The following is a 25,641-nucleotide window of genomic DNA, read 5'->3' on the forward strand; positions in this document are numbered from 1 at the left end:
AATCGGATAAAGCGCGTCGAGCGCACGGGCCTGCCAGACCTTCACCTCATCACTGACGGCATCGGTGACCGCCGAAATCAGCGTTGGCGAGACTTCCGTGCCGTACATTTCTTCCAGGTGCCCCTGGATCTCGCGTACGCTCAGGCCCCGCGCATACAACGAAATGATCTTGNCGTCGAAGCCCGACCAGCGCNTCTGGTGACGCTCCACCAGCTTCGGTTCGAATGCACCCTGACGGTCACGCGGGATATTGAGCGGCAACTCGCCAAACTCCCCTTGCAGCGTCTTGGCGCTATGGCCGTTGCGGGTGTTGCCCGTGGCATTGGTCACCGCTTCGCTCTTGCCATGGCCCAGATGCTCGGACATCTCCGTCTCGAGCGCCCGCTCCACCAGCATCTTGGTCAGTTGCTTGAGCAGGCCATTCTCGCCGATCAGGTCCTCTGGCTTCTGGTAGTTCGTTAGTAGGCTGTCTGCCAGCTTGACGAGTTCAGGATCGGGCTTCTCTCTTTTATTGCGTTTCGCTCCGGTCATCTATGCTCCTGTTGCTGGCAGTCTCCTGCCAAATGACCGTTTACACAAAACTATTTAAACCCTCCATTTTACTGAAACTTTCTGAGGGCTTTTGATGGTGCAGAACGGTCCTCTTCGAGGCGCCATTGCGCGCGACCGTACGCTCAAATCTTCCGTGAGGAACGGACCGTGTCACGTCGGGAACAGATATCTGACAACCTGTTGTCTAGTCTCTTCCACTCCTATTACGTCAGTAATCAGTCCATCAGCCTTTAAAAGATTAGGATTCTGGATCTCGTCCGATAGCTTTCGCATCGTGTATTTAATAGCGCCTTCAGCACCAGACATCACTTTGCTCATCGTGTCCGGGCTAAAAACGCCGATGTGTGCCTGCGGATACGCCAGCACGGCTATTGGATCGAATCCGGGGCCGCTCATCGCATACACACCGCCGGTGTAGGCTTTTCGGACGACAAGGAGTAGCTTGGGTACGTGGCATCTGACATGTGCTCTGAACAACTCCGCTGCTGCCAAAAATATGCCGCTATTTTCAGCTTCCCTGCCTATCATGAACCCGGGAACGTCGGCAAGGAAGATGATTGGCATGCGGGTCTTTGCAGCAATGTTTATCATTTTTACCATCTTGGCCGCGGATTTCCGGTGGATGGCGCCGCTGTTGAATCGCGGGTTGTTTGCCACGATTGCCGCGAAATGTCCCTTAATGCGCGCATAGCCCGTCAGTGCTTCTCGTGCGTATTCGGCGTTTGTTTCAGTGAAGCTGCCTTTGTCGACAAAAGAGAGCAGCAAATGATGCATGTCGTAGGGGGTGCGGTGATTGGACGGAATCAGATTTTCAAAATCGACTGCTTCGGGTTCCTCATATTCAAGCGCTGTGTCTTTGACGAGGCAGCGTAGAAAATCTCTTACGCATTCAAATAAAAGGCGTTCATCTTTGAACGCGAGCTGAACTGACCCCGAGCCCCTGCAGTGAACGTCTGTTCCGCCAAGCGAATACAGATCTGACTGCTCAGCCAGCATCGCCTTCACCATATCCGGTCGGCCCATACATAGAGCCCCTTTCTCAGTCATCAACACCAGATCGGCGAGCATGATCGGAAGAGCCAACGGGCCTGACGTCGGTCCTAGTATTGCTGAGATGAACAGATTGGCTTCTGATAACTCTGCAAGCGACGCGCTGACCCTGCCCATGCCTACTGGAGACAAAAGCAATCTCGACATATCCGAGGAGATTACTTTCGTTGTATCGAAACTGCCCACCTCTCCCGGATGATCCTGAATGTAGATCAACGGAGCCCGCTGGTCCCGGGCCCGATTCACTGTGCTTATGATTTGCTCGGCGGTACGCCATTGTCCGGTTCCCTTGAACATACAGTCTTGTCCACGATTCATGACCAGAAACGACTTGACCGAATTGATTAGTCCCTCGCCGCAGAGGAAGTGGGCGTCCGCTCTTGGATCATGGTCCACAAAGCTACCCGCGTCAAAAAGCATGCTTATTCTTTGCGACGAAATCGGCATGGATTGTTTACCTCCGAGCAGTGTGTGAGCGTTTGGAAGTCCCGCGCCAGCGCGGCTGAAAGTCGCGTACGCTACGAAGCAATAATCTCTTCCACAGCGGCTGCCATCAGGAGGAGCCGGCGGTCTTGGCCCCGTGCGGCATCAAGGCTTAATCCCACCGGTAATGCATCGTTCGGCGCCACAGGCAAGGTAATGGAGGGCATTGCGACATTGCTGGCGAGGTCGGTGTTGCGTATTACGTCTGCGAACAGTCCTAGACGCTGTGCATCGCTAACGTGAGGAATGCTGCGCGGGACAGTGGGATAAGCGAGAAAATCGATCCCTTGGGCGTTGAGCAGCGCATTCATTTGTAGCCGCAAAGCGTTAATGTTTTGTACTGCGGCGGAATAGTCTTTCGCGGAGATCAGATTTCCGTCAAGGTGTTGGTGAATGACGCTCCTCACGCACTTGTCATGGATGTTGTCGAACACAGCATTAACCCTACTTCCCCATCCAAACGAGAGCAGTGCGCGCGGAAAGTCCGTAAAAAATTCGTAGACTGGAATAGTAAAAGTGCCGAACTTATTTAATTCGGAAACAACTGCGTCATCGAGGTCGACGCACTGAAAGCCTGCGCGAGTGAGACGCCTGATCGCCTGCCAGCAATGCATCCGAACATCATCATCCAAGTCATCCCACATGGAGCTTGGAAGACCGATTCGACAGCGAGTATTTGTTTGTTTTGACGGGATTTGGCTATCGGAGCTCAGCAAGTCGTATACAAACAAAGCGTCTTTTGCCGTTCGCGTCAGGAGGCCCGGTGAATCCTTCGTGCGTGAAACCGGAATGATCCCGGCTGAAGACCAACGGCCACTTGTTGGTCTGAAACCCGCTATGCCGCAAAAGGCCGCAGGTATCCTCACCGAGCCGCCAGTGTCGGTTCCAATCGCCATCGGGACAATACCCGCTGCCACAGCTGCGGCGCAGCCGCCGCTGCTTCCGCCGGCCAAATGGCCCGGAGCCGCCGGATTGCCCACGGTTCCCCAATGGGGATTGACGGACGTGATTCCAAAGCTCAGTTCATGCATGTTGTTCTTGCCGGCGACGACGGCGCCGAGGGATTTGAGCTTTCTGACCACAAGTGCGTCACGTGTGGCTATACAATCTTCCATGCCCGGTGTCCCGGCGGTTACAGGGAGTCCCTTGACGCAGATATTGTCCTTTGTAGAAAAAGGAATGCCGTAGAGTGGCGCGCCTCTCAGATTGTCTCTCGCTCTCGCGAAGTGCGCCTCCGGGCTGCGAGCACGTATGAAACAGTTTAGATGTGTCTGGTTAGCGTCGGCGTTCAGTGCGCGATCCCGGATCTCTTCCGCTGTAACTACTCCAGACCTTATGACGTCGCAAAGCGATTCAAGAGTGTTTTGAAAATGCATGAAATTTTGCACGTGGGAGGTCGGGGAGTGCGATATTAGTAGCAGTAGGCACTGCGTATATTGTCAAGAGGGTTGCCAGGTAAAAGATCACCCCCGACGCTACGTATAACGGCGCATGCGCTGTTGATCGCTGTCTGCACGGCTCCCTCAATCCACCCACCGGTGAAAGAACAGCCGCATCCTGCCAAGTAGAGCCCTGTATCGCTTGCTGGATCGTTTGCCGTCTGGGATTGAAAAAACAGACGCTGCGAATAGACATCCTCACCTGGGTAGTTGAGCTTGAAGGCGCCGGACGAATGCGGATCGGTCAGCCAGTCATGATGGAGGACGCAGCGTTCATAGTCCTCATCTGCAGGGACGAGGTGACGCGCAAGTTCTGGATGGAAGGTAGACAGGTCGTCGACGAAGCACTCGCACCGCTCTTTTTTGTCTGAAACACTCAGCAACTTGTGAGCGTCGTCCTCCCAAGTGTAGCTGAGCAAAACCACACCCCGACCATCTGGGTTGTGAGGTTCGTAATCAAGGCAGTATACGCCTCGTGCGAAGCTGTCAGACTGGATGGTGACGGGCAGTTTCTTGTTTATCCAGAACTTGTCTCGGGTGAGCATGAAGAGCTTTGACGATCCGGTCAGGTGAGTTTCTCTGACTGCTCTGGATACGTCGCGGCTGAGAAACGTTTCGTCATCTGTCAAGCAATGAACCATCTGCATCGCCCTGTTGTTGCTGGTAACGATCACCCGGTCAAAGGTCGCAATTTCGTTATCGTCGGTCACGAGCTTGATCTCTGCACCTTCTTTGTAGATGCGACCGACGCCGCTGAAGCGAACCCGTTCGGCGACGGTGCTTCCATAAATATTCTCGTCTGCAATACGTTCAGCCAACGTTGAAATTCCGCACGAGATGAGGCGTTGATCGTCCATGTAACCGTTAATGACGAGACGCAATATTTCGGTGAATCCGGCCTGATAGACGGAGAGAAAACCACCCGAGCCAATCCCAAGAGATCCAAACAACTCGAAGTCGTACGGCCTTTCCCAAGCAGTACCTCCAGGCGGGCAAGGACCCGTGAAAATGGTGACGATGGCGGCATAGAACGAACTGTCGCGAAATAAATCCAGCCATGTTTGCCACGCGGCGCATGCCTCATTAAAGCGCTGCGATTTCAACATGGCCGTAATTTCGGCCGGCGCGACGAGAGATGTGCCGTTGATCACGCATCCATCCTGCAAGAGGGCTCTCCAGCCTTCGTGTACACGCCTGAATAGAGGCGGTGGCGGATTTCCGGCCGGCCAGATATGGCGAACGCCGCGATAATGTAGTTCCGTATCAACGACTCCAGGATCGGGGAACGATGCTGTGGTGGGAATATCGTACCGGTCAAGGTAATGAAAAAGACCGGTCGCACTTGGAGGAAACCGCATTGCGCCCATTTCGGCGATGAGATCTGGGTGCTCTGAATCAAACGGCTGTGACCACAACCTGCCGCCAATGCGATCGCGAGCTTCAAACACAGTGACGTCGCCTACACCTGCTCGCATCAGTTCGTTCGCGGCCACAAGGCCGCTGACGCCTGCCCCCACGATAGCAATGCGTGGACTTGCGATATTCGAGGAAAGCGTTCCGATTGCCCCTACATATGTGCCCCGCTCCAAAAACGGAGCATAGTCATACAGTAGATCGACGGTCGGCGATGGAACTTTTGAAGATGTGACGTAGTTTTTCATGGATTCCCCTCCTGTAATGGCAATGCATCGAGGCGAAAGACGATGATGGCGGGAATGACGCACGCATCTCGATAGAACAAGTCGAGATCCTATAATTCGTTGCCGATAACGGGTTGCCGATAACGGGTTGCCGATAACGGGTTGCCGATAACGGGTTGCCGATAACGGGTTGCTCGTCAGTAGAAAATGCCGCGCCGGAATGTCTATGCAATCGACGATAGCAATCTCCTGTAGCGAAATCAAGCAAGTAAAATTGATGTCTGTAGCAATCTGACGCGGGCTATGGATAGTTGTGTCGATAGTTGAAAATGGAGATGCTATACCCGAGATCCGACAATGTGCTCTGGGTCAACCTTAAGGGCGCTGACAACGATGCACTTTTCATCGGGTCAGAAACCTCCTCGCGCCCGCGCGTTTGCGTCGGGTCACGACGCCAGCACCGTGATCCATGTGCCATTGCAAGCGTGTGACGCTTCATTGTTCTCTTGTCAGAGGTGGCGCCGGAATTTCGGACAAGGTCGGTAAGTGGAACGGTCGGGGCCTGAGCTGGTCATAGGGACCAGCAAGAGGAACCGAAGGATGACAAAAAGAAGCCGCCGGTCGCATAGCCCGGCATTCAAGGCAAAGGTAGCGCTGGCAGCCCTGAAGGGCGACAAGACGCTGGCAGAGCTGGCGCAGCAGTACGACGTTTATCCGAACCAGATTACGGACTGGAAGAAGCAGCTGCAGGAGCGCGTGTCGGAAGTGTTCGAGACGGGCAAGGCGACGACGGGTGAGCCACCGGTGGACGTCACGGTGCTCCACGCGAAGATTGGCCAGTTGACGCTGGAGAACGATTTTTTAAGCGGAGCGCTCGGCAAGGCGGGGTTGCTGTGTCCGCGCCGACGGAATTTTGAGCCGATCCCTACAAGTGGCTCAATTTCCGGTCGGCGTAAACAGGGTTGCTGAGCGGAAAGCGATGATCGACCGTGCACACGCGCTGCCGATTGCGCAACAGGCGCGACTGGTGGGGATCGCCCGATCAAGCGTCTACTACCAGCGTCAACCGGTCAGCAAGACGGAACTGAAACTGATGCGCCGCGTTGACGAGCTGCATCTTGAGTTCCCGTTTGCGGGAGCGCGCATGCTGGCGCGTCTGCTGCGCCGCGAAGGCTTCAAGGTGGGCCGACGGCACGTGGGCACGCTGATGAAGCGCATGGGCATTGATGCGCTGTACTGCAAGGCGAACACGAGCCGTCGCGACAAGCAGCACAAGGTCTGGCCATACCTGCTGCGAGGAATGACGATCAACCGCGCCAATCAGGTCTGGGCACTCGACACGAGCTATATCCCGATGGCGCGAGGCTTCGTGTATCCGACGGCCGTGGTGGATTGGGCCAGCCGCAAGGTATTGGCACATCGGGTGGCGATCACGCTGGAAGCGATCCATGCGGTCGAAGCACTAGAAGAGGCCTTCGCGAAATATGGCCAGCCGGAGATCGTCAACACCGATAGGGCAGCCAGTTCACCGCCACCGCTTTTACCGACGCGGTTCTGGATCGCGGCATCAAACTGTCCATGGATGGCAAGGGAGCCTGGCGCGACAACGTGTTTGTCGAACGGGTTTAGCGAAGCGTCAAGTACGAGGAGGTGTACCTGAAGGCATATGAGTCGGTCAGCCACGCCCGGCGCTCAATCGGCGATTACATCAATCTGTATAACCAGGGACGACCTCATTCGAGTCTGGAGGACCGCACGCCGGATGAGGCATACTTCGCGACGCTGCCGGCGATTAAATCGGCAGCATGAACGCCCCGGCGGTTCCACCTAAAAATCTCGGGGCCCTGTCCGAATGAGCGGCGCCACCTCTGTCCATCTCATTGCCTGTGAGCTCAATAGTTGCCCCTGAACAATTCGCTTCTCGTGCCGTCGGCGTCACGCGGGCAAGTCGGCGGCAATGAAACAGTTGAACAAGGCAGCGAGAATTAAGGCGCAAAGAAGCCGCAGCTTCCTGAGGATCATGCGCAGGTTGTGACCTGCGCCGCACAGCACGGCGTGCATCGCATCGCCGAGCGCCCCCTTTAGCCAGTTCCGGTCGAGCTTCCCATCGGTCTTCATGTGACCGATAGCTGGCTCGATCGCGCTGCGCCGTCTGATCATTGCGCGTAGTCCGCGTGTGATACCCCGGCGCAATCCCGGGTGGTAGATCTTCACACCTTCGATGTCTACGCCCTTGTATCCACGATCCACGACGGCGATCTCTGGCGTGACGTCGCTCAGGATCGCCGCCTGCTCCAGCGCCTCCGCGAGCGTGTGACCATCGTACGGATTGCCCGGCATCGAGCGCATGCCAACCGCCAGCCCTTCCTTGTGAGTCGTCGTGACCGACACTTTCACCCCGAATTCGTACGGCTTGCGGGCCTTGCCCTTGGCCAGGCACTCGACTTCCGGTGCATGCAGCGCATAAAGCTTGTTCTTGTCCTTTGGCTTCTGCGCCAGGATGCGCTTCGTTCGGTCTATCAACTCCTGTAACGCAGTGCGGCCATGATCGGCTACCGAATCGAGTTGTCGCTCGACGTCACGCATCACCCGCCCAACGCGCGAACGCAGCGTGCGCAACGCTTTCCTCATGCGCTTGTACTGCTTCGCATGTGCATAGCGGCCCATCTGCAGCCCCAGACGCGGCGCCTCGCGGTTGTAGTTCTGCCTCAGTTTCACGCCGTGCCGCGCTGCCGCCTTCACCAGATGTTCGCGGCACCGTTCAAGAAGCCGCGAATCGGTCGGGTGGGCAATCGCTTTCTCCATGACGGTTGTGTCGACAATCACGCGCTTCACGCTTGCGGCCTTGATCACGCCAGCACGTTTTGCCGCTTCGATCGTTTCGGCCAGCAGCTCTTCAACGCCGGCCTCGCCCAACCGCTTGCGCCAGCGCGTCAGGCTCGACGGGTCGATCGGAGCCTCGGTCTGCAAATAGGTCTCGCCGGTGAACACCTGCCAGTACGGGTTCTCCACCCATTGTCAGACGACCTCTTCGTCGGACAGGTCGAACGCGTGCTGCAAATACAGCAGCCCGGCGATCAGCCTGGGCGACGTCGCCGGTCGCCCCTTGCGCGATACAAAGCGTTCGCTCATCGACGCGGCCAGCCGCTCCCAGTTGATCAAGTCAGTCAGGCGCACCAGCGGATGCTTCAGGCTGATCTGTTCACGCAGCGGTTGCCGGAGGAAATCTCCCTCCGTCACAGGCGTCTTCGGACCCATCTGCACCTCGTCGAAAAATGCAGGATTCTTGCGTTAATGTGCCAGGTCCCTGCAATTCCCACAACACCATTTCGGCCTCAAAGCTCTGCCGCACCGGGCTTCGACGATTGTTCAGATCCGACTCAATAGCGCTCGACGAGCACGACCAGTGGACCTTCCAGCATTGGCTTCCCTAACTGCAGAAGGGTGGGTTAGGCGTGCTCGACGAAATCCAAAGCCAAGCAACGCATCGCTCGTCCTCACGCGGCAAGTACGCTGACGCACGGGTGCCGGGGAGTGCGTATTTGGAATAGGCGAAGGCATCGCTACTGCACAGATGGACAACCGGTTCATGACTGGTCTTTTGGCGTCCCTTGATGATTCGCACCCAGCAACATATACATTGCCGGTACGACGAATAGTGTGAACGCAGTGCCGATCGACAGTCCGGTGAAGATCACCAGGCCCATTGCGTTCCGGCCTGATGCGCCCGCGCCTGAGGCGACGACTAAGGGCAGTACGCCAAGCACCATGGCGACCGTCGTCATGAGGATCGGGCGCAGGCGTGCACCTGCGGCTTCCTCCAAGGCTTCTCGCTTACCGCGGCCCATGCGCTGAAGCTGGTTCGCGAACTGCACGATAAGAATCCCATGTTTGCTGACGAGCCCCATGAGGGTGACAAGTCCGACCTGCGTATAGATGTTGAGTGTCGAAAAGCCGGTATTGATGAAGACGAGAGCACCGAAGAGCGCCATTGGGACGGATACCAAAATGACTAGCGCATCGCGGAAGCTTTCGAATTGCGCTGAAAGCGCAAGGAACACGATAATCGTTGCGAACGTGAGCGTGACCAGGAAGTTACCAGACTCTTGCATGAACTGGCGCGATAGCCCTGCGTAGTCGGTGTTGTAACCTGCCGGAGCTGCGTCGGTCGTGGATTTACGAAGGAAGTCGAGAGCTTCGCCCTGGGAGACGCTAGGTGAGATCACAGCGGAGATCGTTGCCGCATTGAGTTGCTGGAACCGATTGATCGATTCGGGGACGACCGTTTGCTTCAGGTACGCAACCGTCGACGCCGGAATCATGCTGTCGTCCGGCGTGCGCAAGGAATAGTCGAGTACCTGTGACGGATTCAGTCGATCTATTTGCTGGACTTGCGGAATCACCTTGTATGAGCGGCCAGCGATCGAGAAGTAGTTTGCGTAGTTACCGCCGAGTGCAGCGCCTAGCGCCTGTCCCACATCGCTTTGCGTGAGGCCGAGCGACGCGATCTTGTCGCGGTCAACCGTGACGACGGCTTCAGGCTCGTCGATCCTTAGATCGCTATCGACAAAGAGAAACATGCCACTTTCACGCGCTTTCTGAAGCACGGCTTTCGTCACCTCGTCGAGATTCTCGAAGGGCTCTGTCGTGCTGATCACGAATTGCACGGGGAAACCCTGTGCGCCCGGCAACGGCGGGAACTGGAACGCGGCGACACGAGCACCAGCAATGCTATTCCACCTCTGCTGAAGGTCCTGTTGTAGCTCGGTTGCGCCTCGTTTCCGCTTGTCCCACGTCTTGAAGAGCACGCCGCCGAAGCCCTGATTCAATGTTGGCAGGCCAGTCAACTGAAACATCTGGGCATACTCGGGCAAGCGCTTCGACATTTCTAATACCTGATCGGCGTAAGTCTGCATTTGCTGGACTGTGGCATTAGGCGGCCCCTGGATCAGCGATAGCACGATGCCTTGGTCCTCCTGCGGCGCAAGCTCTGCTTGCGACGTCGAAAAGAGATACACGGTTCCGCAAAGCAGGATAACTCCCATGACGACGAACACGGAAGATGTGTCGAGGGCCGCATGCAAGAGCCGCGCATAGCCGGCATGCACACGATCTAGCTGTCGATTGACGAAAACGGCGAAACGCCCGGACTCGTGCACGTTCCGGAAAATGCGCGAGCACATCATCGGCGACAGGGTTAGCGCAATCACGCCTGACACCGCGACGGCGCTCGCAAGGGTGAACGCAAATTCGGTGAACAGGGCGCCTGTCAGGCCGCCCTGAAAGCCGATAGGCAGATATGCGGCGATCAGCACGGCGGTCATTGCCAGAATCGGGCCGCCAAGCTCGCGCGCGGCGACTAGCGCGGCTTCCATGGGAGGCTTGCCTTCATTCATGTGGCGGTCGACATTCTCAACGACGATGATCGCATCGTCGACCACGAGCCCAATCGCGAGCACCATCGCGAGTAACGTCACCAGATTGATCGAGTAACCGAGCAACTGCATCATGAAGAACGTGCCAATCAGCGAAAGCGGCATCGCGACCACGGGTACGATGACGGCGCGCAGACGGCCGAAGAAGAGGAAGATAACGGCCGTGACAATCAGTAACGCCTCGACGAGCGTCTTCACTACTTCATCAATCGCGCTGTTGATGAAGTCTGTCGCGTCGTAGACGATATCACCAGCCATCCCCGTCGGGAACTGTTTTTGCAGATCGGGAAACACGGCTTTAACGCGTCTGGCCACATCGAGCACGTTTGCGTCAGGCGCTACCTTGATTCCGATAAACACTGAACGCTTGCCGCCGAATGCGACGCTGGAATCGTAATTGTCCGCGCCTAGCACGACATTGGCAACGTCCTCGAGACGCACTATCACTCCGTTCTTCTGTTTGACAGCCAGTTTCTGAAAGTCCTCCACCGAATGGACGTCGGTACGCGCGTTTAGACTAACGCTGGTCATCTGGCCTTTTGTTGTGCCGAGTGTCGCGAGGTAGTTATTGTTGCCGAGTGCTGTGTAGACATCAGAAGCAGTGACATTATGCGCTGCGAGCTTGGTTGAATCGAGCCATGCGCGCAATGCGAACTGGCGACCGCCCAGTATCTCCGCGGTCTGCACGCCCTGAATGGAGTCGAGCTTCGGCTTCACGACGCGCAGCAGATAGTCGGTGACATTGTTGGGCGGTAGCACGTCGCTGTAGAAGCCCATATACATCGCGTCGGTGGTCTGACCCACCTGCATCGTCAGCACCGGCTGCTGGGCCTCGCGTGGCAACTGGTTACGCACTGACGCTAACTGTGTATTGATCTCGGTGAGTGCGCGGTTCGGATCATAACTCATGCGTAGCGTCGCGTTGATCGTCGACACGCCCGTGCTGCTTTTCGACGACATGTAGTCAATGCCCTGCACCTGAGCGATGGCGGCTTCCAGCGGCTGCGTGATAAACCCAGCCATTGTGTCGGCGCTCGCCCCGTAATAGGAAGTGGTAAGCGTGACTACGCCCGTCTGGGTTTGAGGATATTCACTGACCTTCAGCGTGGAGAGCGAACGCAAGCCTAGTACGAGGATCAGCAGGCTCAGCACTGAAGCGAGGACCGGCCGGTTGAGAAAAATGTCGGTGAATTTCATCGGGCGGCCTCTCACTGCTCCTGAGGCGTCGGAGCAGGGCTGTCCGCAGGTAGCACACGATTATTGATGACGAGCGGTGTGCCGTTCTGTAGCTTGAGCTGACCGCTCGTGACGACCTGCGCGCCTTCGTCGAGACCCTTCAGGATCGCCACCTGATCGCCGCGCGTGGGCCCCGGCGTCACGAATACCTGTTGCGCCACCGGCATCGTTTCACCGTGCGCGTTTTTGTGCTCGCTCGGTCTAGTGACGAATACCGTTGCACCGTACGCATTGTGCGCGATCGCGGTTTGCGGCAAGGTCAGATAGCGCTGCTCGCTACCTACATCGATCTTCACGTTCGCGTACATGCCGGGCAACAGCTTGCGCTCGCGGTTGTCCAGGACCGCTTCGATCTGCACGTTGCGCGTCGTGCTGTCCACGCGCGGATTTATCGCGCGGACTTGGCCGCCGAAGCTGAGGCTCGCAAATGTGCTCGTATTTACGGCGACGTGCTGTCCGGCCTCGAGATGCCCCAGTTGCTCCTGGGGTAGATGAAAGTCGACGTAAATGGGATCGACGGCTTGCAGGGTAACAATTGCGTCCCCCGGGCTGATGTACTGGCCGGGACTAACGGTGGTGATCCCCACGCGTCCTGCGAAAGGTGCGCGAATGGTTTTCTTGGCGACGAGGGCAGCTTGCTGTTCGACTTGCGCCCGTTTGCTCTTCAGTTCGGCAGTGTCGGCATCCAACTGCGCTTTTGAGATGGCCTGAATCTCATACTGTGCCTTGTCGCGCGTGTAAACCGTTTGCGAAAGGTCCGCGGCAGCTTGTAGCGATGCGAGCTGTGCGCGATCAGAGTCGTCGTTGAGGCGCAGGAGGACCTGTCCAGCTTTCACCTCCTCTCCGGAACTGAATTCGATCTCGCGCACGAGGCCTGCCACTTCTGTCGTCACGTCGACGCCGCGCACCGCGCGCAGGCTGCCCGTGGCGGAAAGCTGTGGCTGCCAAGTCTGATAGCTGACCACAGCTGACGTGACCGTGGCGGCGGCCATGCCATCGCGCATCATGAATTTTTTAATCGTATGCGCTTTGTAAAGATTGAAGCCGATCAGCGTGCCGAGCAGACTGCCCACGCAGATCAGCATGATGATCATCCGTTTTCCTGTTGGTCTATTCGTCGTCATCGTAGTGTCCTTGCACGGCAAACTCTCGAGGCACAAGCGTCTTTGGCGCGCTGCCCGGGAAACGTATGCAGCGCGCAGCAATCGTCATGAGCATTCACTGGGAGCGGAGACCGGCGTTGGCATGCCCCTTCTCGTCATACGCCGTGTCATTCCACCAACCACCACCCAGTGCCTGGAATAACGCGGCTGTATCTGCATAGCGAGCTGCTTGCGCCTGCGCGAGATTCACGACGGCCTGCTGATATTGGCGCTGTGCATCGAGCAGCGACAGATAGCTGACTCCGCCGACTCGAAACTGTCCGCGCGCCACATCCAGTGAACTGCTAGCCGCGCGCGAGGCTTCGGTTTGCGCGGCAAGAGCAGCCGCGTCGTTATCGAGTGCGCGCAACGTATCCGCCACATCTTCGAATGCGAGCAGCACGACTTGCCGATATCGCGCGTTGGCCTCGTCAAATGCAGCTTCCGCCGCCCTTTTTTTTGCGGTCAACTGCCCACCATGGAATATTGGTTGGGTGAGTCCCGCGCCGATGTTCCAGATCATGTCGGCATACTTCAGCATGCCAGCCGGCGTTAAAGACTGCGGGCCGTAATTCGCGGAGAGCATGAGTTGTGGATAGAGGTTTGCCGTGGCGACTCCGACCTCGGCGCTCGCCTGGTGCAGCATGGCATCGGCGGCCAAAATATCCGGCCGCTGCCGGACCAGCGAGGAAGGCAGACTGACCGGCAAGGTTTGCGGTAGCGTGAACATCGACATCGTGAATTCGGGCACACCTGTTTCGCTCGGTAATCTGCCCGAAAGCACGGCGAGCTGGTGTCGAGTCCGATCAAGCGACTGCCGCAGCAGCGGTAGCGTCGCCCGTGTTTGCGCGACTAACGTCTCTTGCGAGAGCACGGCAATCCGGTCCACACCGCCGAACTCGAATTGCTTGCGCAGAATGCCAAGCTGCGTCTCCTCGTTGGCTACGATGTTCTCGGTCGCGCTGATCTGCTCACGCAGCGACGCTTCCTTGACGGCAGTCGTGACGATGTTTGCCGACAGTGCGAGGTAGGCGCCTTGCAGCTGAAAGCGCTCAAAATCGACCTGCGCGCCCAGCGATTCGAGCTCGCGCCGAACACCACCAAAGAGATCCAGATCATACGAAACACTTACTGATGCGTTGTATAGAGTCAGTATTTTGTTGACGTTAGGCTGCCCCAACGTCGCGCCGTTCAGCTTTTCACGTAGAGCGTTGAGCTTGGCATCGACCGATGGGTAGAGTGCGCTCCCTGCTTGTGCGCGCAGATCCTCGGCGGCCCGGCGTAGCGCGGCACTGGCTGCTGCGATCGTTGGGCTGTGTTTAAGTGCTTCGCTTATCAGCGTGTTGAGCGGCTCGCAGCGATAGAGCGTCCACCATTGAGCAGGCAGGTCGCCGCCGGCCGCAAACCGCTGCTCAAGTCCCGCTTCGCCCTGCGACGATGCCGTGCGATCAGGTAAAGGCGTTGGTGTGTAACGCTGAATCGTGGGTGGCGCTGGAGGGTGGTATTCGGGGCCGACCGTGCAGCCGGCCAGCGAGCCGAGCAGTGGAAACACTCCAGCGATTACTGCGGCACGCGTGACAACCCGGCCTGTTGTGCAGTGAAAAGCTACCGCGCAAGATTGCGGACGCAAACGTGCACGACCGGAGCTGCAATGGACCTCGTCATTCATCTATCTACCTGGCTTGCGAGCGATGAGTGTTGTCAATATTTGGATGCAGAACTCCCCCTGTTTCAACGGTGTTGCTGCGAAGCGTGTATGCAATCACGAATGATGGCAACGGTCAGAACTGTGGAGCCAATTCAGGACCATATCGGCACCTTCGTCGACGGACTTACAACATGTGTCAATGAAGACGTCTGGATCCGTCGGCTCCTCATACGGGGAGTCGATGCCAGTGAAGCGCTGGATTGCGCCGCGCCTTGCCAGCCGATACAACCCTTTAGGGTCACGGGCCTCCGCCGCGGCTAAACTCGCGTGAACATGGATTTCGGCGAAATTATGGCTGCCCGCCGTAGACCGGGCGAGTTCCCTATCGCGGCGGAACGGCGAGATGAGGCATACCAACACTACGATGCCGGCGTCGGCCATTAATTTTGCGACCTCCGCGACGCGCCGTACGTTCTCGTGACGGTCTGCATCGGTAAAGCCAAGGTCTTTGCATAGACCGAGCCTGACGGAGTCGCCGTCAAGAATGTAGGTGAGTCGGCCAGCTGTATGGAGACGCCCCTCCACGGTGTCAGCAATAGCCGACTTTCCCGCGGCTGATAGGCCGGTAAACCAGAGAATGGCCGGTGTTTGCCGAAGCAAGCGTGCTCTTGCCTCCGGGGGAACCCGGAAGCCGTGCGCATACAACTCTGAAGTCGAAGGCTCATTCGCCATACTTGCCTACTTAGATCGGTGCGGTCGGGGTATGAGCTTGCGCTCACTTGTTGCGGCATTGCGGTGAAGATCCCAATTCATGCAACCCGAAAAGATTCCGGCTCATCGACTGACGCCGAAATCTCGTTTCTGCATGTCTTGGTAAATAGAAGACCATTGCACCAAACGTGTTCGACACCTCCCCATTCACACGCCGACGCAGCATCGGGAAAAAAGCCTCGTCCCAGGTGGTTGGCGCTGGTGTTGCACAGCAAGGGAAGGCCTGTGAGCTTCTCGTATTCGATTAGCAGCAGCGCTACAGGGTGTTCGGATGACCTTGCAATGGTCTGCAATCGCGCAGAACCATCGAGATGCACGACGGCAGGTATCCTGTCCCGCCATTCGTCGCGTGTTTGATGATCGAACAGCATGTAGGGATCTGGAGTGCCGGGGAGAAATACAGCAGGCGCCCGGTCTTCAAGACATATGGGCGCCACAGGACGGAAATATTCCCGATGCTTGACATCGTTGAGAAGAGCCTTCATGCTCGGCGAAGTCGCAGCGGCGAGAATACTTCTCGCCCCAAGTGCTCGGGGGCCCAGCTCGGCGCGTCCGGCAAGGAAAACGACGGGCCTATTTTCGGCGAGAATATGTGCAAGTTCAGCTAGGGAACAAGGTGACGCAGACCAGCCGGGCGCTCGGTTGCCCGTTTTCATTGCGGGGCCGCTATATACCGACCACTCTAACGGCATGAAGCCCTCGTTCGCGGCTATTGCGCAGCATGCGGTGCCGATCGCCGAACCGCTGTCGTTCGGAAAGGGCGGAATCCAGGTAGCATCGAACAAGCCACTTGCGCGTAATGCACTGTTCCATTTGATATTGAGTCCGCATCCGCCGGATATGCACAGGTTGCGCGGCCCAGGAATACAATGGCGCCGCAGAGCCTTCTCCATTTCGCGGACGAGTAGGCGCTCGAGGAAAGTATGGAAAGAGGCGAGTACGTCTTCGGGAGGTTTAGCCTGCAGCTCCGGCACGCATGCGTGGAAGAAATTGCGTATCGCTGCGAGCGATGTACTCGGAAGGTGGAGATTCTGGCGATAGTTTCGCGCAAGTTCTGTGTCGCCTGCAAAGCGTTCAAGGTAAAGATGGCGAAATATAGCAACGATTTCTTCGTCGACTGACCCCAAGGCGATGTATGCCATTAGCTTTCCGGCCACTCCCAGGTCCCACTCCGCACCCGCCGCCTTTGCGTACGGCCCGAAATGATGTCCGGCCGCCGCATACATTTGACCGATGATGGGGAACAGCTGGTCAATGAGCCGCACGTCGTCGCGTCCTACATGGTACAACCGTGGCACCATGCCGCCATCCCACACTAGGCATAACGCAGGTTGCCCAAGTTGTGCGAACGGACTCGTGCAGTATGCGGCGGCGACATGGCCGGACACGTGAGGGTAGCTCCTGTACCGATATGACTTGCCACCGATCAGCAGCCCAGTGCCGTCGACCGAAGCCAGAAGATCGCCGTTTTTTCGTTCCGTATAGGGGGCACCCTCGAGGACGATTGCGGTGGGGCCGCTCAGCACCTGAAACTGCGACGTCACTTCGCCGTCCCAGCCGTCGATCACAAATTCGTCGATGTCGTCAGTCCGTAGACCGTGCTCGGCTAATGCGGTTTCAATTGCATCTAGGTTCCGTATATCGTGATATCTCGGATTGTTGTCCCGCTTCTCCTGTTCGATGCAAAAAAGGAGCTTTCCATCTTCGACAACGGCGATTGCTGCGTCGTGTGTCAGCTTGAGGCCACAGATGCGCATGGTATCTTTCACCCTAGCGAGGGAAATCTGATTGATGGGAAAAATGCACTGCGTTCTGGAAGCGTGCGAGCAGGCAATCCTCATTGGACGACTGGCCGACGCACTCGACTCGCTCAATCTCGGTGAACCGTTCGTTTAGCATCTTCAGCACCGTTTCAGCACCAGCAATATGTCCCCAGCGTCGACAATTGGCGTCACGTGCTGAACCGAATATCAACTGGCCGTCAGGCGCGAGTACGCATGCCAGTTTGCGGATAGCATCCCGCACTTCGGCGATTTCGGCGAGATAGTAGAAAACCTCCGCGACTACGATCAGTTCGAACCGCTCTGCGCTGGAAAAGTGCTGGACGTCTGCAACGATCCAGTTCACGTTTGGCGGGTAATTTAGCCGCTTGCGTGTCCTCGCAAGCGCTTGCGGCATCACATCCATCACGGTGAGCCGCTGACAGTATGGCGCCAATTTCTCTGTGAACGCGCCGCCGGCACATCCGACCTCAAGAGCATGAGCAATGGGACCTTTAGAGAGCGATAATCGAAGCATGTGCATATGACGCTCATGCTCGAACGGATTACTGTCCAGTTGCCACGGATCGTCCGAGTCCAACTCCCGACGCAACAAGTCAAAATGCGTTTGCGTTACGTTTTCCAATTTAGCTTACCTGAGAGTGTGCGTTCAAATCTCGTTGCAGGACAGATCGAGCCGCTGACCGCATGTCCGGTCAGATGCAGGCGAGTCATAGCTCAGGGCCATTGCGTTCGATCTCAGTCCCGTGCGGCCACTCACTCATACCCCTATCAATCGGCAAAATCACTGCCAGTACATCTTCAACACGTGTTGCCGGCAAATCGAGGTGAAGGTTGGGAAGCGTTGAACGGACGCGAACCCCCGAGATGATCGTTCCCATTCCATGTCGACATAACCTGGTGAAGTGGTTCTTCAAAGCATGGCGGACGGTGCCGAATGCGAATGGCACGCGAAGCTCCTGCAATACAGGATACATCGCGCGAATGGATTGGCTGATTCCGAGCCCCTCTAGGTCTGGCCGCACTCCATACAGACCCAGTTCCGCAACCAGCACGTCGGTTGCGCCAACCTTGATGAAGCGGCGCAACGAACCCATGTGCGCCGCCACACCTTGCGAATCGTAGGCAATGGCGCGGAGTTCGGGCCTCGCCCCGGCCCAACTTCGACCGCCGTCGAACGGCTTTGCATTGAACGGACCGGTTGGACCATACGTTGTCCGGAAAAACTGGGCCAATTCGAGATGATCGGAAAGCTGGAGCTCATTCTCCCAGCACAGTTTCCACTGCACCTTTGAGGACATGGAAAGTTACCTTGTTCAGTTGCGTTTACGCGCAACCCGTGGCGTGCGATTGCCCAGAAGGCGGAAGCATCGCATTCTGGATTTTTCGCCAGTAGGAAACGCAAAGATCGTAAAATGAATCTTTAGATAGCAGACTTGTTAGAAGGATAGATTTGGTGCTGTTTCTATGGAAATGAACATGGGCGAACATGGGTCATGCGATCACGAGAAAGTCCATCTCACGCTGTTTCAAAAAATCTCTCATACTGCCCGCGACTGAAGTGACTTTTCAACTCGACGAAGTTGAGTACGGTTTGCTCCAGAGGCCGTACTTCCTGCCTTTGAAGCGCCGTCCTGTGAGAGCAGGGATGCACGGAAGTCCCAAGGAACGTCTGCACCACTTCCATGCATCCGGTGGGGTCATCGAGGAGGTTTTCATAGTCTATTGAAAGCAGATTCTCTGGCGCAAAAGAGTCGACGACTTGACGATGAAAATCGTCTGCAGCTTTGAAGTAGGCTTCGCATAATTCAATAGTCAACGCGACCTGCGGAGGCGGAGCTGATCCATTGTCCGAACCGTACTTCAGCCATTCACCACTTTGTCTCGCTTGCACCAGGGATCGCAGAGATTCCAGCGTATTCCTGCGGACTACAAGCATCGCCTTCAGGCATGACCACCGTGCCAATTCTTCAAAGAACCCGGGGCGTTCCAGAAATTGCGGCTGATTGATCTTGCAACCGATATGCGTGGCGTACGCCTTTCCCTTTTGGACCGGATAGCGAAGATAGGCAAGTTCGAGAAGTTCCCGATTGCTGCACCTAAACCGGTTGGTGTCAGGCCAATTGGTGTCGTGGGTGTTGAGCAACTCGCCATTGCTCAAAACGTTCGGATGAGCATTCAGCAGTTCTTCCAGATAGTGAGTGCCGGTTCTGGGCATCCCGAGAATCACGAATGGCTGAGTTTTCGGCATGAAGTGGGTCATGGCGTGCATTTAATTAGGTTGAAAGCGGTGGTTCGGAAGTAGCTCCAGTCCGACGCTTATCACAAGACTGCTTCTGAGGCGCAACGCCGTTAGCGTCAAGACATCAGGCGGCGGCGGACCAGTGTCGCAGACAGGAAGAACGGCAGTATTGTGTAGACACAAAGCACGCCCAGATGCAGCCCCATGTCGCCGACCGGACGTGCAAGCATCGCCGGACGGATCAATTCAACGGAGTGGGCAAGCGGCAGGAACTGTGCAAGGTATTGAAGCGCGGCAGGCAGTTGGCCCACAGGGAAGACGACACCACTCAGGAACAACATGGGCGTAAGCACAAGCGTCTGGTAGAAAACGAAATAGTCATAACTCGGCGCGAGTGCGACGAGTACCATTGCCACGCTCGCGAAAGCGAGGCCAGTTAGAAAAACGACAGGGATCACAGATACGATGCTCGAAAACGCCGCGTAACCGAGCGTCGCCGCAACCACCATCACGGCGGAGCCCGCGAGAAGGGCTTTTGTAGCGGCCCATGCCAATTCGCCAAGAATAACATCGCCAATTGTCAGTTGGGTGCAGAGCACGGCTTCCCACATGCGCTGAACTTGCATGCGAGCGAAGGCAGCATAAATCGTTTCAAAAGTCGCTGAGGTCATGGCGCTTGTCGCAACCATTCCAGCCGCTAGGAACGCAATGTAAGGAGCGCCGTCGATGTGACCTATCATTATTCCGACGCCGAAGCCGAGACCAAACAGGTACATCATCGGGTCCGCCAGGTTGCCAAGAAGGGAGATAAGTGCCGCTTTTCTCCACGCCAGATAATTGCGCCGCCATACAGTGCGCCAGTTCCAGGCGTTGCCGGGTAGGGCAATCATAAACAATTCGCGCATTATTCAATCCTTCATTTCTCGTCCGGTCAGCCGAAGAAAAACGTCCTCCAGGTTCGCGGGACGTTGCACAATACGCAGACCTTTGCGATCGCGCAGTTGAGTGCATACCTGTTGTGGATCGGCCGTGTAGCAGAACAGTGCATCACCGCTTACCTCTGTACGCTGCGCAAACGGCATCAGCAGCGCTTTGAGTTCATGTGGGTTGCCGCCATATATCTCGATAACGTGACTTCCAATCTGCTCGTGGATTAATGCATCAGGTGCCCCCTCAGCAATGGTGCGTCCTCTGTCGATTACACATAGCCGATCGCACAATCGCTCTGCCTCTTCCATGAAATGAGTAGTGAGAAGAATTGTTTTGCCGCGTGCGAGTAAACAGCGCAATCGATCCCAGATGAGGTGGCGCGCATGCGGATCTAGCCCAGTCGTCGGTTCGTCCATGACAATAAGTTGCGGATCGTTGATGAGCGCGCGTGCAATGGTTAGGCGGCGCTTCATCCCGCCCGATAACTCGGTGACGCGTGCGTGAGCCCTGTCCTCGAGGCGTGCGAACTGCAGCAAGGATGGAACCACCGCCTCGATTTCGCCTGTGCTCATCCCAAAGTATCGCCCGAAGAGCTGCAGGTTCTCGCTCACACTAAAACCTGGCTCCAGGTTGTCGAATTGGGGAACGACACCTATGCGCCTGCGCGCCAGGCGTGCCCGCGCTGGCACCGGTTCTCCAAGGACGGCAATCACGCCTGCGTCAGGCATCGCCATACCCAGCACCATTCGCGTGGTAGTGCTTTTGCCGGCACCATTAGGCCCGAGCAGACCGAAGCACTCGCCGGGCTCCACACGGAAGGACAATCCGTCGACAGCAAGCTTACCGCCGTAGGATTTCCTTACACTCGAGAAGGTGATCGTTGCATTAGACATGGAGCCAGAAATTTATACAGACCACTGTTTAAGGAAGATTCCGCAGCGAGCGCGCGAGGCTACGCATTACTAGCTCTTGGGAACATGGTGCTCGCCGCGGTCTTGGACGGCAGAACTGCGGGAAAGCCAGTCACTGTTGTCCAAGGTACATAGAGCGTATGCCTTTACAGGAAGCAGGAGCAAAAGATTGATGAGTGTGTGCACTGAAAATCCAAGAAATCGAAGCTCTTGAGTGCGAATGGCAGCAACGGAGCAGCGGACCATCGTCATTGAAGCAATAACGAAGCATGCCTGCCAAGGAGCTGTGGCTGTGAGCACGATCTGCAGAAAGCCGGAGATCATTGAAATGGCGAGCAGCAGAGAGCCAATGTTCTGCGCTACCACATCAAGAGTTAGGTAGCGGTTAAGACGAGGCAAAAGGCGAAGGGCGAGCAGCGTGTCACGATAGGTGCTGCGCGCCCAGCGCAATTGCTGGCGCAGGTACGGTCGCAGCTTATCTGGAACCACGGTCGCGGCGACTGCATCTCGAACGTACTCCGTTCGATAGCCCGCCGCGAGCATGAGAATCGTCAGATGGCGATCTTCGCCGAAATCGCTGCGCTTGCCACGGAACATTTGCGTTTCGTACTGGTCCAGCAGCAGAAGAAGCGCTGTGCGCCGGTATATTGCACACGGCCCACAGCAGCACATCACAGCGCCAAAGCGCGCTTGAGCCGCGCGCTCCTCGTTGCACGCAAGCCAGTATTCCATATCGATCAGGCGCGTCAGCCACGTGTCGCTGCGATTGCTGGCTACCAATTGACCCATGGCTGCACCGACCGATGGGTCGCTCATTGTCAGCACGAGTTTCTTTACTGCGTCCGGCGCCAGAGTGGTGTCCGAGTCTACGTTAAGTATGAGCTCTGAGGTCGAAGAACGTATCGCGGCGATTTGCGCTTTACGCTTTCCCACATTCTGTGGAAGAAGCAGGACGTTGAATCGCGGATCATGCTCGTGCTCCCGATACACCACGTTCAACGCATCGCGGTTGGCGGATCCATCATCGACCACGTGAACCCTGATGGCGCCCGCGTAATCCTGGGCGCCAATCGAGTCGAGACACGCCCGTAGCGTTTCTGGGTTTTCGTTAAAGCACGGGACGATGATGTCGATGTCCGGCAAATACGCGGTGTCGGATATCTTGATGCATGCAGGTGGGCCGCTGGTCGGCAGAGTGTGAAGAACCTGCGCGCTCTTATAGATGGCCGAAAGTGACGCGTATAATAGGACAGATGTCGTGTTGATTGCGGCAGGAATGTTCATCGGGGTCGGTGTGCTAGGAGACGTTGGGATTCTCAGTACAGGCCTGCCGGGAGCGATGGCGCGGGAGTCAGCCACGGTAATACCATCCAGGTTCACGGGCGATTCGAGGGGCAATTATTCTCGTGCCTGTAGAGTTGGCGTTTCTTCATGGAGCAGGAAAGACGCTGTTATGGCGTGCGAGAAAAATGTCCAGTAACGTACCTCATGGTAGGGAGGTCGACAAAACGCTTCCATCGGCGTCGGCTGAAAGTCAGATCAGCCAACGCCTTCTTCGGGGTCAGTATTTCCTTAGTTCTATCCATGATCGTCGGCGCGCAGACCACGCGCATACTTATCTATTGGTAAGACGTTTCTAATGGAGTATATCGTCCACCTGTCGAGCAGTTTGAGGTCAGAGATGCTCGTAAAGCGAGATTTTCCATTGAACTTACGGAAGTGAACTGATGACGAAGCCCCTTTCTTTCAATCCTAGAATCAGGCGCGATAGTGCAATGACAGTCTGCACGCGCGAAGCATCGCGATGATGCAAGTCACACTCTTCGGGAGGAGCCCCGTCGTGCAGCAGTACTATCGAGCCGGGCAGAACGGATGTCAGTACAGAATCGACAATCGCCTCGGCACCCGGACGGGACCAATCTCGTGGATCTACCGACCAGTGGAGTGACATTAGTCCCGCTTTCATGGATTCGGAGATAACGTCGTTCGTCCATTTGCCATAGGGCGCGCGCATATATCGCACCGCTGCCGCTGGGCAAGCACGCTGGATAAGCGCGTTCGCTTCTGCTATCTCGTGCCGTATCTGACCTGGCCCACATTTCGACAAATCCCGATGGGAGAGACTGTGATTCGCGACAGCGTGGCCTTCCGAAACCATGCGCCGGATCAGTTCCGGATACTCAGCCGCGTAGGCACCGAGTACACAGAAGGTTGCCGGTACCCGTTGAGGCGCCAGCAGATCTAGTATTTTCGGGGTCCATATCGGGTGTGGTCCGTCGTCAAAGGTAAGGTAAACCTTACGCTCACCGTTACGTTCGCGCTCGTTTGGCACTTCCGCAATAGATTGCGGCATTTCACAATCGATGAGTCTTCTCATGGTCTTTCACTCATCTTTGGATGAGTCACCTTCTGCCTTGGAACCAGCCACAGCCACAGTCGCAATCGCGAAATGCCGCGTAGTAGATCAATATCTGGGAGTGGATGTCGAGTGTCGTTCAGTACAACGACAGGAATACTCATATCAATGACTTGCATGTCAAGCTGAATTGCCGTAACTTTGCGGCACCTCAATAAATTTGTACAATTTATTCTTTCGATATGTGTCATCCATAATGCGGATTATTAAAAATGCGCTTCAAAGGCCTCGATCTGAATCTTCTCGTCGCGTTGGACGCATTGATGGCGAAGCGTAACGTCACGCTTGCTGCACGCGATATCAATTTGAGTCAACCTGCCATGAGCGCAGCGGTGTCGCGGTTACGAGACTATTTTCGCGACGACCTCTTCGTGATGAGAGGCCGAGAATTCGTGCTCACATCACGAGCGATAGAGCTTGCCGGACCGGTGCGGGAGGCTCTATCGCATATCCAGCTTTCCATCATCTCGCGCGACGTTTTCCAGCCGGCCAAGTCGGATCGCCGGTTCAGGGTCTGCCTCTCTGATTTCATGACGCTCGTCTATTTCCAGAAGGTCATTAAGCGCGTTGCACGCGAGGCTCCCGCGGTCAGTTTCGAATTGATTTTCCCAGACGACGAGCCTGGGGATTTGCTGCGGCGTGGCGACGCCGATTTTTTGATTCTGCCCGATCTATTCCTGCCGGATACTCACCCGAAAGCGCCGCTCTTCGACGAGAAGCTCGTGTGTGTAGGCTGTCCCGCCAACAAGCAGTTGTCGGAGCAGCTTCCGCTTGACCGGTATATGTCCATGGGACACGTGACGGTGAGGTTCGGGCGGGCACGCAGGCCTACGATCGAAGAGTTTTTCCTACTAGATCTCGGTCTCAAACGGCGCGAAGAGGTCGTCGTCCCGACCTTTCAGCTCATTCCGTCGGTGCTATCGGGTACCCGTCGCATTGCGACGATCCCATTAAGGCTTGCCAGGCATCTCGGGGAGGCCTCTCCTCTGCGGATCGCCGAAGTACCGCTCCCGCTATCCACTTTTACTGAGGCTATCCAATGGCCTGCGCTGCATAACGGTGATCCTGCAAGTATCTGGATGCGCGAGCTATTGCTGGAGGAGGCGCAAAGTCTTGCTTAGAGGCGGTTTCATAAAGACTGTTGAGCCCGCTGAAGGATGTTCCAGCAGATCAGGCAACAGCCGAGTTTGCGAAACGTTTCATGAATGTCGGCGCGACGTTCGAAGCGAATACGTAGACGGCGGAAATTATGCAACCAGGCATGTGTACGTTCGACGACGGATCTTTCCAAGGCCACTGCCGTGGGGGAGGCCGCGTCGCGCGATGCAGGTGGGAATGCTGCGCTCGTGAAGAATGCGTCGGTATTTGTCGTGGTCATAACCCCGGTCAGCGTAGACGCGGCTGGGACGGCTCAAAGGCCTCCCACGCACGCCGCCAATCGGTACGATGGCCTCAATCAGCGGAACAACTTGGGGGACGTCGTTATGATTGGCGACAGTCAGGATTGCCGCGATCGGTGTTCCGTGGGCGTCGGTGGCGAGGTGGTGCTTGGATCTTGGTCGCGCTCGATCAGTGGGATTCGGGCCAGTTTTTTCGCCCGCCCCAACTGCGCGAATCGACGACCACGCGCGAGAAATCGATCTTGTCGACCGCCCTCAACTTCGCCCGGAGCACTAGGTGCAATCGATCCCATACACCGGCTTGCTGCCAATCGCGTAGCCTGCGCCAACAACTGACGCGGGAGCCGCACCCCATCTCCGCTGGCAAATCTCGCCAGCGGATACCGGTCTTCAGCACGAACAAGATGCCGGTCAGCGCAGCCCGATCCGGTGCCGGTTTGCGGCCCGGATGCTTGAAGCGCCGTGGCCTCGCTGGTGGGAGCAGTGGCTCGATCAGTGCCCACAGTTCGCCGTCGATGATTGGTTTGCCCATCTCCTCGATCCTGTTGATACGACGATCGAGGTT

General features: G+C 56.6%; 17 protein-coding genes and 3 pseudogenes. 2 read left to right on the forward strand and 18 right to left on the reverse strand.

Annotated features, from left to right (window positions below; genetic code table 11):
* The 4 genes from A3CW_RS0140405 to A3CW_RS0140420 all read right to left on the reverse strand — a co-directional run.
* The coding region (locus A3CW_RS0140405) for an IS256 family transposase (protein ID WP_028208608.1) at positions 1-531 on the reverse strand (531 nt) is incomplete at its 3' end.
* A 171-nt stretch (positions 532-702) separates the two neighbouring features.
* On the reverse strand, positions 703-2,049 hold the full coding sequence (locus tag A3CW_RS0140410; protein ID WP_028208609.1) for a carboxyl transferase domain-containing protein: 1,347 nt from the start codon (positions 2,047-2,049) through the stop codon (positions 703-705).
* 71 nt (positions 2,050-2,120) lie between these two features.
* The gene (locus A3CW_RS0140415) at positions 2,121-3,461 is read right to left on the reverse strand and encodes an amidase family protein (protein WP_028208610.1); all 1,341 of its coding nucleotides are present in this window, start codon (positions 3,459-3,461) and stop codon (positions 2,121-2,123) included.
* A gap of 35 nt (positions 3,462-3,496) precedes the next feature.
* A complete protein-coding gene (locus A3CW_RS0140420) occupies positions 3,497-5,185 on the reverse strand; it encodes an NAD(P)/FAD-dependent oxidoreductase (protein WP_028208611.1) in 1,689 nt (562 codons plus the stop codon).
* A 579-nt stretch (positions 5,186-5,764) separates the two neighbouring features.
* Here A3CW_RS0140420 and A3CW_RS49245 point away from each other — a divergent pair.
* A pseudogene (locus A3CW_RS49245) lies at positions 5,765-6,973 on the forward strand (IS3 family transposase).
* A 126-nt stretch (positions 6,974-7,099) separates the two neighbouring features.
* Here the strand turns inward: A3CW_RS49245 and A3CW_RS49250 are convergent.
* The 13 genes and pseudogenes from A3CW_RS49250 to nodB form a co-directional block, all read right to left on the reverse strand.
* Positions 7,100-8,422 (reverse strand): annotated as a pseudogene (locus tag A3CW_RS49250) (IS5 family transposase).
* A gap of 329 nt (positions 8,423-8,751) precedes the next feature.
* Positions 8,752-11,796 carry an efflux RND transporter permease subunit gene (locus A3CW_RS0140440; RefSeq protein ID WP_028208612.1) on the reverse strand — a complete coding sequence of 1,015 codons (3,045 nt, stop codon included), beginning with the start codon at positions 11,794-11,796 and terminating at the stop codon, positions 8,752-8,754.
* A gap of 11 nt (positions 11,797-11,807) precedes the next feature.
* A complete protein-coding gene (locus tag A3CW_RS0140445; RefSeq protein ID WP_028208613.1) occupies positions 11,808-12,959 on the reverse strand; it encodes an efflux RND transporter periplasmic adaptor subunit in 1,152 nt (383 codons plus the stop codon).
* A gap of 94 nt (positions 12,960-13,053) precedes the next feature.
* Positions 13,054-14,646, reverse strand: coding sequence for an efflux transporter outer membrane subunit (locus A3CW_RS0140450; protein WP_028208614.1), 1,593 nt, complete (start codon positions 14,644-14,646; stop codon positions 13,054-13,056).
* 93 nt (positions 14,647-14,739) lie between these two features.
* Positions 14,740-15,357: an adenylyl-sulfate kinase gene (cysC, locus tag A3CW_RS0140455; RefSeq protein ID WP_028208615.1), complete on the reverse strand. Its 618-nt coding sequence runs from the start codon at positions 15,355-15,357 to the stop codon at positions 14,740-14,742.
* Between the two features lie 77 nt (positions 15,358-15,434).
* Positions 15,435-17,165, reverse strand: coding sequence for a nodulation protein NodU (gene nodU, locus A3CW_RS51660; RefSeq protein WP_281175174.1), 1,731 nt, complete (start codon positions 17,163-17,165; stop codon positions 15,435-15,437).
* A 1-nt stretch (position 17,166) separates the two neighbouring features.
* Positions 17,167-17,802, reverse strand: coding sequence for a nodulation methyltransferase NodS (nodS, locus tag A3CW_RS0140470; protein ID WP_028208618.1), 636 nt, complete (start codon positions 17,800-17,802; stop codon positions 17,167-17,169).
* Positions 17,803-17,887: 85 nt separating this feature from the next.
* Positions 17,888-18,478, reverse strand: coding sequence for a NodA family N-acyltransferase (locus A3CW_RS0140475; protein WP_028208619.1), 591 nt, complete (start codon positions 18,476-18,478; stop codon positions 17,888-17,890).
* A 218-nt stretch (positions 18,479-18,696) separates the two neighbouring features.
* Complete coding sequence (locus A3CW_RS0140480; RefSeq protein WP_028208620.1) at positions 18,697-19,440, reverse strand: sulfotransferase; 744 nt, start codon at positions 19,438-19,440, stop codon at positions 18,697-18,699.
* A 95-nt stretch (positions 19,441-19,535) separates the two neighbouring features.
* Entirely contained in the window at positions 19,536-20,324 is a 789-nt protein-coding gene (locus tag A3CW_RS0140485) for an ABC transporter permease (protein WP_028208621.1), read from the reverse strand.
* A 3-nt stretch (positions 20,325-20,327) separates the two neighbouring features.
* Entirely contained in the window at positions 20,328-21,242 is a 915-nt protein-coding gene (gene nodI / locus A3CW_RS0140490) for a nodulation factor ABC transporter ATP-binding protein NodI (RefSeq protein WP_028208622.1), read from the reverse strand.
* A gap of 69 nt (positions 21,243-21,311) precedes the next feature.
* Positions 21,312-22,544 (reverse strand): chitooligosaccharide synthase NodC, encoded by a 1,233-nt coding sequence (gene nodC / locus A3CW_RS49255; protein ID WP_051482046.1) that lies wholly within the window; start codon positions 22,542-22,544, stop codon positions 21,312-21,314.
* 427 nt (positions 22,545-22,971) lie between these two features.
* Positions 22,972-23,637, reverse strand: a complete 666-nt coding sequence (nodB, locus tag A3CW_RS51665; RefSeq protein ID WP_081772040.1) for a chitooligosaccharide deacetylase NodB — start codon at positions 23,635-23,637, stop codon at positions 22,972-22,974.
* A gap of 251 nt (positions 23,638-23,888) precedes the next feature.
* Between nodB and A3CW_RS0140500 the strand changes: the two genes are divergently transcribed.
* Positions 23,889-24,797, forward strand: a complete 909-nt coding sequence (locus A3CW_RS0140500; RefSeq protein WP_028208623.1) for a LysR family transcriptional regulator — start codon at positions 23,889-23,891, stop codon at positions 24,795-24,797.
* 8 nt (positions 24,798-24,805) lie between these two features.
* Here A3CW_RS0140500 and A3CW_RS49260 read toward each other — a convergent pair.
* A pseudogene (locus A3CW_RS49260) lies at positions 24,806-25,608 on the reverse strand (IS5 family transposase).
* Between the last annotated feature and the right edge of the window lie 33 nt (positions 25,609-25,641).

This window comes from Paraburkholderia nodosa DSM 21604 (assembly GCF_000519185.1).
Taxonomy (GTDB): domain Bacteria; phylum Pseudomonadota; class Gammaproteobacteria; order Burkholderiales; family Burkholderiaceae; genus Paraburkholderia; species Paraburkholderia nodosa.

What these genes read in the sequence shown, in the direction of transcription:
- A3CW_RS0140500 (WP_028208623.1), top strand. Translation starts at nt 23,889, where the DNA reads ATGCGCTTCAAAGGCCTCGATCTGAATCTTCTCGTCGCGTTGGACGCA.
- A3CW_RS0140420 (WP_028208611.1), bottom strand. Translation starts at nt 5,185, where the DNA reads ATGAAAAACTACGTCACATCTTCAAAAGTTCCATCGCCGACCGTCGAT.
- A3CW_RS0140485 (WP_028208621.1), bottom strand. Translation starts at nt 20,324, where the DNA reads ATGCGCGAATTGTTTATGATTGCCCTACCCGGCAACGCCTGGAACTGG.
- A3CW_RS0140480 (WP_028208620.1), bottom strand. Translation starts at nt 19,440, where the DNA reads ATGACCCACTTCATGCCGAAAACTCAGCCATTCGTGATTCTCGGGATG.
- A3CW_RS0140450 (WP_028208614.1), bottom strand. Translation starts at nt 14,646, where the DNA reads ATGAATGACGAGGTCCATTGCAGCTCCGGTCGTGCACGTTTGCGTCCG.
- nodC (WP_051482046.1), bottom strand. Translation starts at nt 22,544, where the DNA reads ATGAACATTCCTGCCGCAATCAACACGACATCTGTCCTATTATACGCG.
- nodB (WP_081772040.1), bottom strand. Translation starts at nt 23,637, where the DNA reads ATGAGAAGACTCATCGATTGTGAAATGCCGCAATCTATTGCGGAAGTG.
- A3CW_RS0140410 (WP_028208609.1), bottom strand. Translation starts at nt 2,049, where the DNA reads ATGCCGATTTCGTCGCAAAGAATAAGCATGCTTTTTGACGCGGGTAGC.
- A3CW_RS0140445 (WP_028208613.1), bottom strand. Translation starts at nt 12,959, where the DNA reads ATGACGACGAATAGACCAACAGGAAAACGGATGATCATCATGCTGATC.
- nodI (WP_028208622.1), bottom strand. Translation starts at nt 21,242, where the DNA reads ATGTCTAATGCAACGATCACCTTCTCGAGTGTAAGGAAATCCTACGGC.
- A3CW_RS0140440 (WP_028208612.1), bottom strand. Translation starts at nt 11,796, where the DNA reads ATGAAATTCACCGACATTTTTCTCAACCGGCCGGTCCTCGCTTCAGTG.
- A3CW_RS0140475 (WP_028208619.1), bottom strand. Translation starts at nt 18,478, where the DNA reads ATGTCCTCAAAGGTGCAGTGGAAACTGTGCTGGGAGAATGAGCTCCAG.
- A3CW_RS0140415 (WP_028208610.1), bottom strand. Translation starts at nt 3,461, where the DNA reads ATGCATTTTCAAAACACTCTTGAATCGCTTTGCGACGTCATAAGGTCT.
- cysC (WP_028208615.1), bottom strand. Translation starts at nt 15,357, where the DNA reads ATGGCGAATGAGCCTTCGACTTCAGAGTTGTATGCGCACGGCTTCCGG.